The organism is Chryseobacterium glaciei (assembly GCF_001648155.1).
Lineage (GTDB): Bacteria > Bacteroidota > Bacteroidia > Flavobacteriales > Weeksellaceae > Chryseobacterium > Chryseobacterium glaciei.
Map to the genome: position 1 here is coordinate 188,341 of NZ_CP015199.1, position 17,029 is coordinate 205,369.

At 34.5% G+C, this 17,029-nt stretch carries 16 protein-coding genes; 8 read left to right on the plus strand and 8 right to left on the minus strand.

The genetic code is table 11. The features are described from left to right. Window positions 1-40: 40 nt before the first annotated feature. A complete protein-coding gene (locus A0O34_RS00825) occupies window positions 41-586 on the plus strand; it encodes a hypothetical protein (protein WP_066750165.1) in 546 nt (181 codons plus the stop codon). Between the two features lie 19 nt (window positions 587-605). Here A0O34_RS00825 and argH read toward each other — a convergent pair whose 3' ends face one another. The 8 genes from argH to A0O34_RS00865 form a co-directional block, all read right to left on the minus strand. Next, complete coding sequence (argH, locus tag A0O34_RS00830) at window positions 606-1,910, minus strand: argininosuccinate lyase (protein WP_066750167.1); 1,305 nt, start codon at window positions 1,908-1,910, stop codon at window positions 606-608. 385 nt (window positions 1,911-2,295) lie between these two features. Next, a complete protein-coding gene (locus A0O34_RS00835) occupies window positions 2,296-3,381 on the minus strand; it encodes a M20 family metallo-hydrolase (protein ID WP_066750169.1) in 1,086 nt (361 codons plus the stop codon). Beyond that, window positions 3,356-4,150, minus strand: coding sequence for an acetylglutamate kinase (gene argB, locus A0O34_RS00840; protein ID WP_066750171.1), 795 nt, complete (start codon window positions 4,148-4,150; stop codon window positions 3,356-3,358). The genes A0O34_RS00835 and argB overlap by 26 nt, the downstream gene beginning before the upstream one ends. A 99-nt stretch (window positions 4,151-4,249) precedes the next feature. Continuing rightward, on the minus strand, window positions 4,250-5,206 hold the full coding sequence (locus A0O34_RS00845; protein WP_066750176.1) for an N-acetylornithine carbamoyltransferase: 957 nt from the start codon (window positions 5,204-5,206) through the stop codon (window positions 4,250-4,252). A 191-nt stretch (window positions 5,207-5,397) separates the two neighbouring features. Beyond that, the gene (locus tag A0O34_RS00850; RefSeq protein ID WP_066750178.1) at window positions 5,398-6,537 is read right to left on the minus strand and encodes an aspartate aminotransferase family protein; all 1,140 of its coding nucleotides are present in this window, start codon (window positions 6,535-6,537) and stop codon (window positions 5,398-5,400) included. Window positions 6,538-6,623: 86 nt separating this feature from the next. Then, a complete protein-coding gene (gene argC / locus A0O34_RS00855; protein WP_066759394.1) occupies window positions 6,624-7,589 on the minus strand; it encodes an N-acetyl-gamma-glutamyl-phosphate reductase in 966 nt (321 codons plus the stop codon). A gap of 164 nt (window positions 7,590-7,753) precedes the next feature. Beyond that, window positions 7,754-8,941, minus strand: coding sequence for an argininosuccinate synthase (argG, locus tag A0O34_RS00860; protein WP_066750179.1), 1,188 nt, complete (start codon window positions 8,939-8,941; stop codon window positions 7,754-7,756). Next, on the minus strand, window positions 8,913-9,512 hold the full coding sequence (locus A0O34_RS00865) for a GNAT family N-acetyltransferase (RefSeq protein WP_169816834.1): 600 nt from the start codon (window positions 9,510-9,512) through the stop codon (window positions 8,913-8,915). The genes argG and A0O34_RS00865 overlap by 29 nt, the downstream gene beginning before the upstream one ends. A 158-nt stretch (window positions 9,513-9,670) precedes the next feature. Between A0O34_RS00865 and A0O34_RS00870 the strand changes: the two genes are divergently transcribed. The 7 genes from A0O34_RS00870 to A0O34_RS00900 all read left to right on the plus strand — a co-directional run bounded on the left by A0O34_RS00870 (window position 9,671) and on the right by A0O34_RS00900 (window position 16,958). Next, window positions 9,671-10,087: an IS1/IS1595 family N-terminal zinc-binding domain-containing protein gene (locus tag A0O34_RS00870; RefSeq protein ID WP_066750181.1), complete on the plus strand. Its 417-nt coding sequence runs from the start codon at window positions 9,671-9,673 to the stop codon at window positions 10,085-10,087. Between the two features lie 249 nt (window positions 10,088-10,336). Continuing rightward, window positions 10,337-11,716, plus strand: a complete 1,380-nt coding sequence (locus A0O34_RS00875; RefSeq protein WP_066750183.1) for a porin — start codon at window positions 10,337-10,339, stop codon at window positions 11,714-11,716. A 49-nt stretch (window positions 11,717-11,765) separates the two neighbouring features. Next, a complete protein-coding gene (locus A0O34_RS00880) occupies window positions 11,766-13,346 on the plus strand; it encodes an MFS transporter (RefSeq protein WP_066750185.1) in 1,581 nt (526 codons plus the stop codon). Between the two features lie 43 nt (window positions 13,347-13,389). After that, complete coding sequence (locus tag A0O34_RS00885; RefSeq protein WP_066750187.1) at window positions 13,390-13,617, plus strand: DUF6814 family protein; 228 nt, start codon at window positions 13,390-13,392, stop codon at window positions 13,615-13,617. 83 nt (window positions 13,618-13,700) lie between these two features. After that, window positions 13,701-13,895 carry a hypothetical protein gene (locus A0O34_RS00890; RefSeq protein ID WP_066750189.1) on the plus strand — a complete coding sequence of 65 codons (195 nt, stop codon included), beginning with the start codon at window positions 13,701-13,703 and terminating at the stop codon, window positions 13,893-13,895. Beyond that, the gene (locus tag A0O34_RS00895; protein WP_066750191.1) at window positions 13,888-16,587 is read left to right on the plus strand and encodes an ATP-binding protein; all 2,700 of its coding nucleotides are present in this window, start codon (window positions 13,888-13,890) and stop codon (window positions 16,585-16,587) included. Before A0O34_RS00890 ends, A0O34_RS00895 begins: the two co-directional genes overlap by 8 nt. A gap of 8 nt (window positions 16,588-16,595) precedes the next feature. Then, window positions 16,596-16,958, plus strand: a complete 363-nt coding sequence (locus A0O34_RS00900; protein WP_066750193.1) for a response regulator transcription factor — start codon at window positions 16,596-16,598, stop codon at window positions 16,956-16,958. Window positions 16,959-17,029 lie beyond the last annotated feature (71 nt).

Here is a 17,029-nt window from a genome sequence, read left to right on the forward strand (position 1 = left end):
CCACTATATAATCTAATCAAAAATTTCAATTTAAATGATAATGCAAGAAGATTTAATACAAATCATTTCAGAAATTCCAGATACATCAGACAATAAGACTGAACAAATTTTTAGTCTCTCTCATTCAATAAATAAAAACGGATTTCTAACAAAAGAACTTGGAATGAAAATTTTAAACTGGAAATCACCAAGACCTTTTAAACATTACGATAAAAATACAAACGCTGATTTTGAAACAATTACTAAATATGCATTAATGCAAGAAGACGAGAAAATAAAAATTCATATTCTGACGGCTTTGAATGGAGTAAATTATCCAAGTGCATCTGCAATTTTAATGTTTTCTAATCCATTAAAGTATCCCGTTATTGACATAAGAGTTTGGAGACAACTTTATAAAAACCAACTTGTAACAGAAAATCCTAAAGGGCAAAACTTTACTTTAACACAGTGGGCAAAATATTTAGAAGTTATACGACAAATTTCTAATAGCCTTAATATAACGCCCAGACAGGTTGAAAAACGTTTATTTGATTATGATAAATCTACTCAAATTGGAACATTATATATTTCAAGTAAAAAATAAATCTCTCGCTTAGTTAAAATCAACCCAACAATTTATTTTTCAATTTATTAAACTGATATTCAATTTTATCTAAACAAAGATTCCCTATACTTCCCTGATGGGTATGATTAAGATTTTCTATTTCAAAATCAAACTCATTATTTTCAATCTCCTGTCCTACTTTTACATACGCATCACGGAATGAACTTCCTTTTTTCACCTCTTCATTGATCTTCTCTACACTGAAAAGATATTTATACTTTTCATCTTCCAGAATACCATCTTTTACCTGAATATTTGGTAATGTATAACTCAAAATCTCAAGACATTCTTTCAGAGAATCAATAGCTGGGAAAAGAATTTCCTTCGTCAACTGCATATCTCGGTGATAGCCTGAAGGAAGATTATTCGTCAACAAAATGAACTCATTCGGCAACGATTGAATTCTGTTGCAACGCGCACGAACCAACTCGAAAATATCCGGATTTTTCTTATGCGGCATAATACTGCTTCCCGTTGTAAACTCTTTAGGAAAGCTTATAAAATCAAAATTCTGACTTAAATACAAGCAAACATCATAAGCAAATTTCCCCAATGTTCCCGCCAAAGTTGCCATAGCCATCGACAACATTTTTTCTGATTTCCCACGCGTCATTTGAGCATAAACCGAATTATAGTTCATCGATTGAAAGCCCAAATTATAGGTTGTACTCTCACGGTCAATCGGGAAAGACGAGCCATAACCCGCCGCAGAACCCAGTGGATTTTTATTAATGATATTTTTTACTGAAAACAGCATTTCAACATCATCTAGCAACGCTTCCGCATACGCTCCAAACCATAATCCAAACGATGATGGCATTGCAATCTGTAAATGTGTATAACCCGGAAGAAGAACATTTTTATGCCGATCTGCCAGTTTGATTAATATTTGAAAGAACTCATCTGTCAACGCTGTAATTTCACGAATTTCATCAACCAGGTACAGTTTGATATCCAACAAAACCTGATCATTTCTAGATCTTGCCGTATGAATTTTCTTTCCGACATCTCCTAATTTTTCAATTAAAATAGATTCTACCTGCGAGTGAATGTCTTCCGCAGTTTTATCAATTTCAAAAGTTCCGTTTTCGATATCTTTCAAAATTTCGTCCAAAACAAATAACATCTGTTCTGATTCTTCATTGGAAATAATTCCAACTTCTGCCAACATTTTACAATGCGCCATAGAACCTTTGACATCGTATTTTGCCAAACGCTCATCAAAATCAAGATCTTTCCCGACCGTAAATTTGTTGACTAATATATTGGTGGCAAGGTCATCTTTCTGCCATATCTTTTTCATATTTTTTTCTTTAAAAATTTAGTTTGTTTTAACCACTCAGCAGGACATCTTTATTATTTTGTACAAGTCTCTCATTTCTAATTTAATTTTTGCATAAATCTTTATTAAAAATATTTCAAACTTCATCGCCTGCTGAGTGTATAGTTAAAACAGTAAAAAACTAACTAAAATCAAATTCTTTATTTTCTTTTGTCTTGAAACAAAAGAAACAAAAATTCAAGACTTGGAAATTCCGGCTAAAAATTCAAATTAAATCCTAAAATCCCCAAAACTCGCACGAATCAACATTGGTTCTTTGATTCAAAATTCCTCTCGTGCTCAAACAGTGGGAATTTTTTAACGGATTAAATTTAAATTTTCTTAACGCCTCCATTTCCTAAGTCGGTTATCTTAAAATCTTTTCTAGAATCTGGATATAAATCTCAATTCCTTCTTTTATTTCATCAATATAAATGTATTCATCCGCAGTGTGGGAGCGCCTACTGTCCCCAGGACCCATTTTCACAGATGTACACGGAATAATTGCCTGATCGGATGAAGTTGGCGAACCGTAAGTGGTCCTCCCGATTTCCAAACCTGCTTTTACAAACGGATGATCCATTTCTATTTTTGAAGGATTTAACCTGAAAGATCTTGCCGTTAAGGTTGATTTCATCTGCGATTGGATGATTTCAAACGCTTCTTCATTAGAATATTCATCCGTAACCCTAACATCCAACGTGAAAGCACAAGATTCCGGAACTACGTTATGCTGAACTCCGGCATGAATTCCTGACAACGTAACTTTAACCTCACCCAAATAATCTGAAACTTTTGGAAATTTGAAGCTTAAAATTTGTTGCAAATCTTCCATACATTTCACAATTGAGTTATCGTCATTCGGATGAGCGGCGTGAGAAGGAGTACCCTTCATTTCTCCATCAATAACCAAAAGTCCTTTTTCCGCGATTGCCAGATTCATCTGCGTTGGTTCTCCTACAATGGCAAGCTCGATATTGGGTAGTTGGGGAAACAAAGCTTCAATTCCGTCAAAACCTGAAATCTCCTCCTCAGCCGTCAAAGCAACAACTAAATTATATTTTAAATCTTCTTGAGCATAAAAATGCAAAAAAACCTGCGCCATAGAAACCAAAGAAGCACCAGCATCATTACTTCCCAATCCGAACAGTTTTCCATCCTTTTCAATTGCTAAAAACGGATCTAAAGTGTAAGCTTTATTTGGTTTTACAGTGTCATGATGTGTATTCAGTAAAATTGAGGGCTTGAATACATCAAAATTTTTGTTCACCGCCCAGATGTTATTTTTAAAACGTTTTGTCGGAATACTGTTCTTTTTAAAAAAGTTTTCAATCTCCACAGACGTATTAAATTCATCTTTGCTGAATGACGGAATCTCAATCAGTTTTTTCAACAAATCCACTGCATTATTCAGTAATTCTTCTTTACTATAAACAGATTTCAGTTCCTGCATGATGGTTTTCTATATGGTTTTTCAATTCGGTTTCTTTTATTAAGAATACCTTATTGACTTTATTTTTTACTGCTCCAAGAGCATTTTCCAACTTGGGTAAAATTCCTTTATGTAATTTTCCTTCTTCTTTTAAAAATGAAAATTCTTCTTCCGAAATATTTTTTATGACAGATTCAGGATTTTCGACATCCTCCAAAACTCCTGATTTATCAAAACAATACAATAATTCAACATCATATTTTGAAGATAAAGCCTGAGCAATTACCGAAGCAATCGTATCAGCATTGGTATTGAAAAGATTTCCTTTTTTATCGTGTGTAATTGCTGAAAACACTGGAACCAATTTAAGTTTAATTAATTTTGATATCAATTTCCTGTTCACGCTTTTCTTCTCAATGTCTCCTACAAATCCGAAATCTATTTCTGCGTGTTCTCTTTTTTTAGCTTTAATTAAATTGGCATCAGCTCCCGAAAAACCTATTGCTTTACATTTTTTCTGCTGAAGTTTCGCTACAATATTTTTGTTGATTCCTCCTGCATATACCATCGCCACAATATCCAAAGTATCTTTATCTGTGATTCTTCGTCCGTTGACCATTTTTTGTTCAACACCTAATTTATCAGCCAATATAGTTGCTAATTTTCCGCCGCCATGAACCAAAATTTTCTTTTCCTTAATGTCAGAAAACTGCTCAAGAAATTCGTTCAATAATTCCTCATCATCAATTAAAGCACCGCCGATTTTTATGATGTATAATTTTTCTTTCATTGCAAACCTTTTTTGAGAACCTTGTCAAGGTTTAAAACCTTGACAAGGTTTGCGATTATAAACCTTATAGGTTTTTGAAACCTATAAGGCTTGATTTCATTAAGAATTCAATTCATCCAAAATTTCAGAGAAAACAGCTTGTGCAGAGAAAATTCGGTTTTTTGCCTGTTGATAAATGATGGAATTTTCACCGTCCATCACCTCATCGCTCAATTCTACATTACGACGAACCGGAAGACAGTGCATTACCTTTCCCTGATTGGTATTAGCCAACTTTTCATTTGTCAGCATCCAGTTTTCTTTCACTTCAGGCATTGTTGCGTAGTTATCAAAAGACGACCAGTTTTTTACATAAATAAAATCTGCATCTTTCAAAGCTTCATCCTGATTGTGAATCACTTTCACATCTTTTGTGAAATTTTTATCCAAATCATAACCTTCTGGATTAGCGATCACCAACTCTACATCCATCTCCTTCATCCATTCTGCAAAAGAATTTCCTACCGCATGAGCAATCGGTTTGATGTGAGGCGCCCAAGTTAAAACCACTTTAGGTTTGCGTTCCTCTTTCCAGTTTTCGGTAATCGTAATACAATCTGCCAAACTTTGCAAAGGATGACGTGTAGCCGACTCCAATGAAATAACGGGAACTTTTGCATGTTGCTCGAACTGGCTTAAAATACTTTCGTTAACATCATCTTCCTTGCTTTTCATTCCTGCAAAACAACGAACCGCAATGATGTCGCAATATTGGTTTAATACTTCAATTGCATCTTTGATATGCTCAACAGTATCCCCGTTCATTACAGCTCCGTCTGCAAACTCTAAGTTCCAAGCTTCCTGAGCTGCATTTAAAGTTAAAACATTTAAACCTAAATTTTGTGCCGCAATCTGGCTGCTTAAACGGGTTCTCAAACTTGAATTTAAAAAGACAAGTCCGATGGTTTTCCCTTTTCCTTTCTCGGTTTCCGAAAGAGGATTTTCTTTAATTTGTAAAGCTTTTTTTATGATTTCCTGTAAGTTTTCAACATCACTTACGGAGGTGAATTTTTTCATTTTGAATTGATTTGTTTTACCACAAAAGTTTTTAACACATTAGTACACTTTAGAAGTTTTATATTATTGAAAATATTTAGAACACATAACTTGAAAATCAAAGATTTTAAAAATCTTAAGTGAACTTTTTCAACTTTATCTTTTAACTTAATTAATCTAAAGTGGTTAAAATTTTTGTGGTTAATTAATAATTATAGATTTTCTAAAACAGTTTTCAAAGCACTGATGAATAGATCAGTTTCTTCTTTTTTAATGTTAAGTGCCGGAAGAATCCTCAACACAGACTTATCATTGGAGTTTCCTGTGAAGATATGATGATTGTACAATAAGTTATTCCTCACTTCTGAGCAATCCCTATCGAGTTCGATTCCAATCATCAGGCCTTTCCTTCGGATAGTTTTAATATGTGGAAAATCTTTAATTTCGTTTTCAATATAAGCGCCCATTTTTTGAGCATTTTCGATAAGATTTTCATCTTTCATCACGTCCAAAACTGCAATCGCAGCGACACAAGCTAAATGATTTCCTCCAAAAGTTGTTCCCAGCAAACCATTGCTTGCCTGAAATTTTGGATGAATCAACACTCCACCGATTGGGAAACCGTTCCCCATTCCTTTTGCTGTAGTAATAATATCAGCTTCAATTCCAAATTCCTGATAAGCGAAGAAATACCCACTTCTTCCGTACCCTGACTGAACTTCATCTAAAATCAAAACTGTGTCATGTTTTTCACATAATTCTTTGATTTTAGTTAAAAATTCAACCGTTGGAATCATAATTCCTCCAACTCCTTGGATTCCTTCGATAATCACCGATGAAATTTCATTTCCTTGTTTTTCAAAAATGGCTTCAAGCTGTTCGATGTTATTCCATTCAGATTTGATGAATCTTTCGTCATAGTTTACCGGCGCTACAATCTTTGGATTATCAGTGACAGAAACTGCTGCCGAGGTTCTGCCATGAAATGAACCTGAGAAATACAATACTTTACTTTTTCCGTTGTGGAAAGAAGCCAGTTTTAAAGCATTTTCGTTCGCCTCAGCTCCTGAATTACATAAAAACAGATTATAATCTTCCAAACCTGAAAGTTTTCCTAATTTATCTGCCAATTCCGTTTGCAATTCGTTCTGAACTGAGTTTGAATAGAAAGATATTTTATCTAACTGATTCTTTAATTGAGTTTGATAATGCGGATGGTTGTGCCCGATAGAAATTACCGCGTGACCTCCGTAAAAATCAAGATATTTTTCTCCTTTATCGTCCCAAAGAAATGATCCCTGAGCTTTTACTGGATTTATGTTAAACAATGGATATACGTTGAATAAATTCATTTTCTAGTTGATTGTTGTTGGTTGATAGTTGCTGGTTTTGGGATTCGAGTTTTTAAAATTCACGATTGACTTATTGACAATTAACATTAAAACGCTACAGGTTTCAAGTTCAATCCTGAATTTTCTTCCCAGCCCATTGCAATATTCATATTTTGAACCGCTTGTCCGGAAGCTCCTTTTAACAAATTGTCAATCGCTGAATGAATAACCGCAACATTTCCACTCTTTTCTATATGAATCACACAGCGATTGGTATTGACAACCTGTTTTAAATCAATTGCTTTCTCACTTACCTTTACAAAAGGTTCATCTGCATAAAAATCCTGATACAATTGATTGATATCTGAAAGTTCTAAATCTGTTTTCACTGTGGAACTTGTAAAAATCCCTCTCGCAAAATCCCCTCTCCATGGAACAAAATTTAGACTGATTTCATTCGTATTAAAAGAAACTAACTGCTGTAAAATCTCATCTACATGTTGATGTGTCAAAGTTTTATATGCTGAAATATTATCGTTTCTCCAGGTAAAATGCGTAGTTGACTGCAAAGACTGACCGGCACCTGTTGAACCTGTAATTCCCGTTGTGTAAACCTCATTCAACAATCCTTTTTGAGCTAATGGAAGCAAGGCCAGTTGAATCGCTGTCGCAAAACATCCCGGATTTGCAATACTTTTTGCTCCTAAAAGTTGTTTTTTGTTGATTTCAGGTAAACCGTAGATAAAATTTCTGTTTCCTAAATTACCATCTAAACGAAAATCATTTCCTAAATCGATCACTAACGTTTCATCTTTTATATTATTTTGAGTCAGCCAATTCTGGCTTTCTTTGTGAGGAAGACATAAAAATAAAATATCTACATCTTCAGGCTGATCCGTTAAAACCATTTCACAAACCGTCACTAAATCCGGGTACAAATCTGAAATCTTTGTCCCCGAATTTGAACGACTATATAAAAAACTCAAAGTCACATTAGGATGAAAAGCCAACAGACGAACTAATTCGCTTCCTGTGTAGCCGTTGGCACCGATTATTCCGATATTTTTTTTCATTTTTCTTTTTTCCACAGGTTTCACCTGAGGCTATTATTATTGAACCCCTCGGTTCATTTTTAAACATTGAATTGCACGCAGCCCGACTTGAGCGGAAATCCTTTTGTGAGGAGGAACGACGAGCAAAAGATTGGGAGCGGAAGGCGGATAAAGCTGCCCAAATCTTATCTATTTATCTGATGATATATATTTAAAGAATTGCTTACAATTTTTGTATAGCCTTTCACATCTTCTCCCGTCCATACTCTGTTTGCTTCGCCATAACTTCCGAATTTATCGGACATTAGATCATGCTTAGATTCAATTCCATTTAAGATAAATCTGTATGAGTGAAGGGTTATAAATACTTTTCCGCTTACCGTTTTTTGAGAATCGACTAAAAAAGACTCTATATTTCTCATCACAGGATCTAAGAAAAGTGCTTCGTGAAGCCAGTTTCCGTACCAATCAGATAATTGAGATTTCATCATCTGCTGATATTTTGAAAGCGTATGTTTTTCCAATAAATGGTGCGCTTTGATAATCACAGACGCTGCTGCCGCTTCAAAACCAACTCTTCCTTTAATTCCAACAATTGTATCTCCAACGTGAATATCACGACCAATTCCGTACGCCGAAGCCAATTCTTCAATCTTTTGAATGGCATACACCGAATGTTCAAAATTTTCTCCATTTACTGCTACAACTTCACCATTTTTGAACTCAATTTCCAATTCCGAAGGCTGAGTTTCTTTAATTTGCGAAGGAAAAGCTTCTTCCGGAAGATAATTTCTTGAAGTCAACGTTTCTTTTCCACCAACTGAAGTTCCCCAAAGTCCTTTATTTACAGAATATTGCGCTTTCTGGAACTCCATTTCGTAGCCATGGCTTTTCAAAAATTCAATTTCTTCTTCACGAGATAAAGACATATCACGAATTGGCGTAATAATTTCTACATTTGGGCACATTACCTGAAAAATCAAGTCGAAACGAACTTGGTCATTTCCAGCACCTGTACTTCCGTGAGCGATCGCATCAGCACCAATTTCAATGGCACATTTCGCAATTTCCTGCGCTTGGATCGTACGTTCAGCACTTACAGACAATGGATACGTATTGTTTTTCAAGACATTACCAAAGATCAAATATTTTACGCAAGAATTGTAATAATCTTCTTGAGCATCAATGCACCTGTATTCTTTTACCCCAAGATTAAAGGCTTTTTTCTCCAATTCTTTTTCCTCTTCTTTAGAAAAACCTCCGGTATTTACAGTTACTGCATACACCTCATATCCAAGCGTTTCACTCAAATATTTGGCACAGTAAGAGGTATCTAGACCTCCGCTAAACGCTAAGATTACTTTCTTGCTCATTTTTATATTGATTTTCGGGTTGATTATTTACAACACCATTTACTTTATTATTTTCAGGAACGAAAAGCATTGCTGTGCAAAGACAGTTTTTACGTTCTTTTTTCATTAAAATTTCATAATTCACACAGTTTTTACAACCGTCCCAGAATTCTTCATCTTGTGTTAATTCAGAATAAATTACAGGTTTATAACCTAAATCACTGTTGATTTTCATTACGGCAAGGCCTGTTGTCAATCCAAAAACTTTCGCAGTCGGATATTTTCCTCTGGACAATTGAAAAACTCTATTTTTTATCAAAGTTGCTACTCCTCTATTCCTAAAATTGGGAGAAACAATCAACCCTGAGTTGGCCACAAACTGACCATGTGACCAAGTTTCTATATAACAGAAACCCACCCATTCGCCGTTTTCAGTGGCTATTACAGCATTACCATCTGAAATCTTTTTACTTAAATATTCTATGGAACGTTTTGCGATGCCCGTCCCTCGTCGCTGTGCAGAATCATACATTTCCTGCTGTATTTCACTCACATACATTAAATGTTCGCATGAGGAAATTTCTATTTCCATTTATTTATCTGAATTTTTTGGCAAATTTAAAGCATAATAACTTTAAAATCCAAATAAAAAAGATATTATTTTTGTTTAAATAGAATTAACAGGTAAAATTATCTTTACAGGAAAATATAATTTTGCTAATTTATTATATATTTGCTAAAATACTATATATGGAAAGTAATTGCCCCAAATGCAACAGCAATAAAATTGTAAAAAGCGGAATCATCAATGAGAAGCAAAGATTCCTTTGTAAGGAGTGTAATTATTATTTTACAGTTAAAAAATTAGGCAAAAAAATAGACGATTACTACGTAACAAAAGCACTTCAATTATATCTTGAAGGTTTAAGTTTTCGTGAAATAGAAAGGATTATCGGCGTTTCCCACGTTACAATTAGTTCATGGATCAAGAAATATAATATCATGAGACCGCCCCATTCCGAATTTCATCCGGTATATAAAATTTTAAAGCAAAATGAATTAATCGAATATATTGCTCAAGAAGAAAATCTTAAAAACTCAGGAATTATTATTACTCAGTTTGCAGATAAATATATGTTGATCAAATGGGAACGTTTTAAAAAATAGGATTTTAGAGTTATGAGTTTTAAGTTATGAATTATGAGTTTTCGAAACTTGAAACAAATTCATTAATAAACTAATAATCAAAATATTAAATTTAAATTATTATTAAAAATTTACAATTAGCAGAACTCATAATTCATAACTTAAAACTAGTAACTATATTCTTTCCACTAATATATATTAAATTTTCATAAACAAATTATTAATTACAATTTGGCTTTCACAAAATTAACGCCAAAAAATTGATAATTTATGAAGAAAATACTCACATTTATTGGATTAGCTCTAATCAGTAATTCTTTATACTCACAAGGCTCGCCCGATTACGGAAGCGGACTCAAATTAAACCTCAATCCTCAAGGCGACAAATACGTCAGATTTATTCTCTGGGATCAGTTTTGGCTAAGAAATACCCAAATGAACCCTGGAAGTATGGTCGGCGGAGAACCAACAGACAATTCCTGGAGCCTAGGAAACAGACGATTACGTGTTCTAGCATACGCTCAGATTTCCAAAAGATACATGATTCTGGCTCATTTTGGGATTAATAACCAAACATTTATCAATGGCGGCGGCTCGGGAACTTCTGGAACTGGAGGTTATGGAAACGGCAAAAAGCCTCAAATGTTTTTTCATGATGCTTGGAACGAATACGCAGTTATTTTACCTGGAGAAGCAGGAAAATTCAGTTTATCTTTAGGTGCGGGACTACATTATTACATGGGACTTTCCCGTATGACAATGGCTTCTACATTAAATTTTCTTACGGTTGACTCCCCTATTTTCACTTGGCCCTTGATCGACAACTCAGACCAGTTTGCAAGACAACTTGGAATATTTGCTAAAGGAAAATACGGCAAATTAGAATATCGTTTTAGTTTAAATAAACCTTTTGCAACAGATTTAATTCCTGCGAATGTAACTGATCCCACAAAAGCCGTAGCAGTTGATAATAACGGAAATCCTAATTTTTCAAAAGCAGGTTATGTTGAATATCAGTTTCTTGACGAAGAATCCAACACACTTCCGTTTAAAGTAGGTTCTTATTTGGGAACAAAGAAAGTGTTTAACGTTGGCGCAGGTTTTTATCATCAAAAAGACGGAACAAGAACTTCCGTTAATTCAACGATAGAAAAACACGACATCACGCTTGTGGCAGTAGATGCTTTCGCAGATATTCCTTTGGGAAATGCTAAAAATAAAATGGCAGTTTCCGCGTATGCAGGTTATTATAACTATCAATTTGGCCCGAATTATATCAGAAATTTAGGCATTATGAATATTGCTGCTTCCGATCCCAATTTTATCGGTAATAAAGCCATCGCAGGAGCAGGAAATCTACAACCAACCATCGGAACAGGTAATATTATCTACGCACAAGCCGGTTTACTATTGCCCAATCAGGTAGAGAAACCAAAAGTAAGAATTCAGCCTTTTGCAGCTTACACCCATAAAAGTTTTGATGCTTTAGAAAAATCATCTTCACAGTTTGATATCGGAGCAAATTGGTTTATAGACGGCCATCATGCGAAAATCACCACGCAATATTCAACAAGACCAGTTTATACGAGTCCGACAGAAAGTCCATCTTCCAAAGGTGAATTTATTATGCAATTTCAAATTTATTTATAAAAACTTCGAAAACTAAATATCAATTAAACTAACACAAAAATCAAACAATATGAGCGAAAATCATCACGATACCTACGAAAACATGACCGAAAAGCAGAAAAACCGCACGATTTGGAGCGTGATCACTGCCTCGTCACTCGGTACATTGATAGAATGGTATGACTTCTACATTTTTGGAAGTTTGGCCGTTGTTTTAGCCACTAAATTTTTCCCGTCAGACAATCCAACCGCAGCATTTTTATCTACATTGGCAACTTTTGCTGCCGGATTTGTGGTAAGACCTTTCGGAGCTTTATTCTTCGGAAGATTGGGAGATATTATCGGAAGAAAATATACGTTTTTGGTTACTTTATTAATTATGGGGTTTTCAACCTTCCTCATCGGATGTATCCCGAGTTTTGAAACCATTGGATATCTTGCGCCAGTTTTAGTTTTAATTTTAAGATTATTACAAGGTTTGGCGTTGGGTGGAGAATACGGAGGTGCAGCGACTTACGTTGCAGAGTATGCCCAGCCTCACAGAAGAGGTTATTGGACTTCTTGGATACAAACAACTGCAACAGCAGGACTTTTTATTTCATTAATTGTTATTTTAATTACTAAAAACACCCTTTCTGCAGAAGAATTTGACGGTTGGGGATGGAGAGTTCCTTTCTGGATTTCCATTTTAATGGTAGGAGTTTCTTACGTTATCAGAAAAAATATGAAAGAATCTCCACTTTTCGCAAAGGCTAAAAGTGAAGGAAAAACTTCAAAAAATCCTTTAAAAGAAAGTTTCGGGAATAAATATAACTTCAAATTTGTCTTATTAGCATTATTCGGAGCCGCAATGGGGCAAGGGGTAATCTGGTACACCGGACAATTTTATGCCATGAGTTTCCTCCAAAAAGTAATGAACGTAGAATCTTCACAGGTCGATTCTTTAATGGCAACCGCCTTATTGATGGGAACGCCTTTCTTCGTATTTTTCGGTTGGCTGTCAGACAAAATCGGGAGAAAAGCCATCATGATGACCGGAATGCTGGTTGCAATTTTAGCCTACAGACCAATTTATGATGCGATGTTTAAAAGTGTAAATCTTGAAACAAAAACCGTCGCAGCCAACGGAATTACAGAAAAAAGAAGCGCAAAAATCCATAAAGATATCGCCTCCGATAGTCTTGTCACTTTCCATAAAGAAATATTGTACACAGACGGAACCTTAATTAAAAAAGACAGTGTGGTTCATTGGTCGCCGAGCGGTGTTGCAATGAAAGACGGAAAGGCTGAAGAACCAAAAGTTTCTCAAACCGTAAAATTGGCTGACAACACAAAATGGTATTTGGTGTTTTTGGTATTCATTCAGGTACTATTTGTAACGATGGTTTATGGTCCGATCGCAGCCTTCTTGGTGGAAATGTTCCCGGTGAGAATCCGTTATACATCGATGTCTTTACCTTATCACATTGGAAACGGGGTGTTTGGAGGCCTACTTCCTGCCGTTGCAACCTATTTAGTAACTGTCGGGAAAGACGCAGGACATCCAACATGGTATCTTCAGGGGCTTTGGTATCCGATTGGAGTTGCCGCAGTCTGTTTGATCATCGGAATGATATATCTTAAAAATAAGAACAATAATATTCACGATTAAGCATTGAATCACTCAATTTTTTATTAATTTTAATACTACTAAAATGGACACACTAAAAAAAATATTTGGCATTATCTGGATCTTAGCAGCTCTCGTGGTGGGATATTTCGGAATAACAGTCATGGGAATCCCAAAAATCACATCAGGAAAACAGGAAGATCTGGTATTCGGAATCATTATTTTATTTGTTTTGATGCCGATTATTTCTGGCGGATTGGCAATTTTCGGCTACTATTCTTTAACAGGAGAATATTCTGACGATAAGGCCTAACCCATAAAATCATGAATGATAATTGATAAATGATGAGTTAAAACACCGTCAATTTATCAATTATCATTTATTAATTATCACTTATGAAAAAGAGACACGAACAAAAATTAATCCTTCTAAGCATTGGTCTTTTGGTCGCCTTCAGTATTCCTATTTCATTGTTATTCAATAGTGAAAAGGAAGTTTTTGGCTACCCGATGATTTTGATTTACGTGTTCGCAGTCTGGATGATTTCCATTATTATTTCTTTTGTAATCGTAAAAAAATATGATGAGTAGTTTCGCGTTATTTATCATTGTTTTGATCTATCTGGCACTTTTGTTCTTAGTCGCTCATTTGGCGGAGAAGAAAAAAAGCAAAGTCTGGATCAACAATCCTTACATTTACGCATTGTCTTTGGCTGTGTATTGCACGGCCTGGACGTACTACGGAAGCATTGGTGTTGCGGCTACGAGTGGACTTAATTATCTTCCGATTTACATTGGCCCCATCATAGTAATTCCGGCATGGATTTACATTAATACCAGAATTGTAAGGATTTCAAGGGTTAATAAAATCAGTAGTCTGGCAGATTTTATTTCGTTAAGATACGGGAACAGCAGAAGTTTCAGTGCAATTATTACGATCGTATGTCTTTTGGCGATTGTTCCTTACATTGGTTTACAGATTAAGGCGATTTCCGAAACATTTCATTTGGTTACAGAAACGCCAATGTCTAAAAATATTTTGACTGATAATGCCACTTTTGTTGTTGTTTTAATTGCTTTATTTTCATCTTATTATGGAACAAAATATGTAGATGCTTCTGAAAAACGTTTGGGAATTATTTCCGCTATTGCATTGGAAAGTTTTCTAAAATTATTCTTCATCATTATTTTAGGACTTTTCGTTATTTATTATGCTTTTGATGGGTTTTCAGACATTTATGAGAAGGCGAGTAAGTTTGAAGATTTTAAAGCAAAAAATACCTTCAACGGAATTGAAGGTGCGATGAACTGGATGGTTCTTTGTTTGATTTCAGGAACAGCAATTTGCATTCTTCCGAGACAGTTTCACACCTCGATTATTGAAAACAGACAGGAAAAACACATCAAAACTACGATTTGGTTTTTTCCTCTTTACTTATTGATTTTCACCATTTTTATCTTCCCAATCGCTTGGGGTGGAAGGTTAATTTTTGATGGGCAAAACGTTAATCCGGAGTTCTACTCTATTTTAATTCCGCAACATTTTGATAATACTTTAATTACGGTTTTTGTATTTCTTGGAGGCTTAAGTTCTTGTATTTCAATGATTATCATTTCTGCGATTACTTTATCTATTATGCTTTCAAACAATTTAATTATTCCTTACAGCTTATTGGGAAAATTTAAATCAGAAAATGAAGTTCAGAACACCAGAAACATTACCAACATTAGGAAATTCAGTATTTTCGCATTGATTATCATGGCGTTTGGTTTTTATAAATATTTTATTTTAAAAACTTCGCTGGATTCTGTTGGTTTGATTTCATTTGTCGTGATTGGACAATTGGCTCCCGCATTTTTTGGAGCATTATTCTGGAGAAGAGGAACATACAAAGGCGCAGTGATCGGATTGCTGGCAGGATTAGCAATTTGTTATTTCGGATTAATTATTCCACAATATTACTTCTCTTATAATCAAGAATTAAAGGGAGTTTTGAGAGAAATGTATAATGCTTTTGATTTTTTCAGCATCTCTTTTTTGAGTAAAATTCCGCAGATTTTCTTTTGGTCGATGCTCGTGAATACTGCTTTGTTTACCATTATTTCTGTTAGCGTAAAAGGAAATTATCGTGAAAGAAATTTCGCGGAATTATATGTTGATATTGATAAATACATTCAAAACCACGAAAATGCTTTCATTTGGCGCGGAACAGCTTATGTTTCAGACATTAAAAACATTCTTGAAAGGTTTTTAGGTAAAAATAAAACAGAACAGGCCTTAAGAATATTCAATTTAAAATACAGCATTGATTCCCAAACCGAGACTGCCGATTCAAGATTCATTAAATTTTCAGAAAACCTTTTGGCAGGGAGAATTGGAACTGCTTCTGCAAAGATTTTAATTGAAGGCGTAACAAAAGAAGATAAAATATCTTTAAAGGAAGTTTTAAATATTTTAGAGGAATCTAAAGAAAATATTACACTTAATAAAAAGCTAACCGAACAGTCGGATGAACTCCAAAAACTATCGGATGATTTAAGAAAAGCCAATGAAAGCCTAATTATCAAAGATCACCAAAAAGACGATTTCCTAGATTCTGTTGCTCATGAATTAAGAACTCCAATTACCGCGATTCGTTCGGCCGGAGAAATTTTAGCTGATGACGACGATATTCCTTTAGACATCAAAAGAGAATTTTTAAATAATATCATCACAGAATCCGATAGATTAAGCGAAATCATTAACGATATTTTATACTTAGATAAATTGGAACATGGTGAAATTGCCTTAAATATTCAACAAAATAATATTCTTGAAACCTATAAAAAATCTGTAAATCCACTTCTTCATTTAATTCAGCAGAAAAACATTCATTTAAGCGAGGTAAATCTTTTAAATCAATTTATATTTGAATATGATGAAGCGAGGATGATTCAGTTATTTCAGAATATTTTGGGAAATGCTTTAAAATTCACAGACGATCAAGGAACGATACAAACTAAATTATCCGAAAAGGAAAATCAATTAACAATTAAAATCTTCAACACAGGAAAAACAATTCCTGAAGAAGATCTGGAAATGATCTTTGATAAATTTTATCAATCTAAAAATCAAAATATCTTAAAACCAACCGGAAGCGGACTTGGATTGGCGATTTCAAAGAAAATTGTACAAGCCCAAGGCGGAACCATAAAAGCAGAAAACAGCAGACTGGGCGTGACCTTCACCATCACCCTCTCCGAAAAAATAAAAGAGATTAAAAATGAAGTTGAACACAATTAAAACACGATATGAAAAAGATAATCATTGCAGATGATGAGCACAAAATATTAATGTCACTGGAATACAGTTTCAAGAAAAATGGCTACGACGTTTACATCGCAAGAGACGGAACCGAAGTATTGGAATTTTTAAAAACCATGATTCCCGACGTCATTCTACTCGACATTATGATGCCAAATTTGGACGGATACAGTACGCTAGACAACATTAAACAAGACGAAAAATTAAAAGATACAAAAGTCATTTTTCTGAGCGCAAAAAACAATCCGAGAGATATTGAAAAAGGCTTAGAAATGGGAGCTGATGCCTATGTTACAAAACCTTATTCTATTAAAAAATTGATGCAGCAGATTGAGGAAATGTTTGAATAGAATTTTATTTAAACACAAATATCACGAATAAATCACGCCAATAAAACACCCTAATTTGTGTCTTTTGTGAA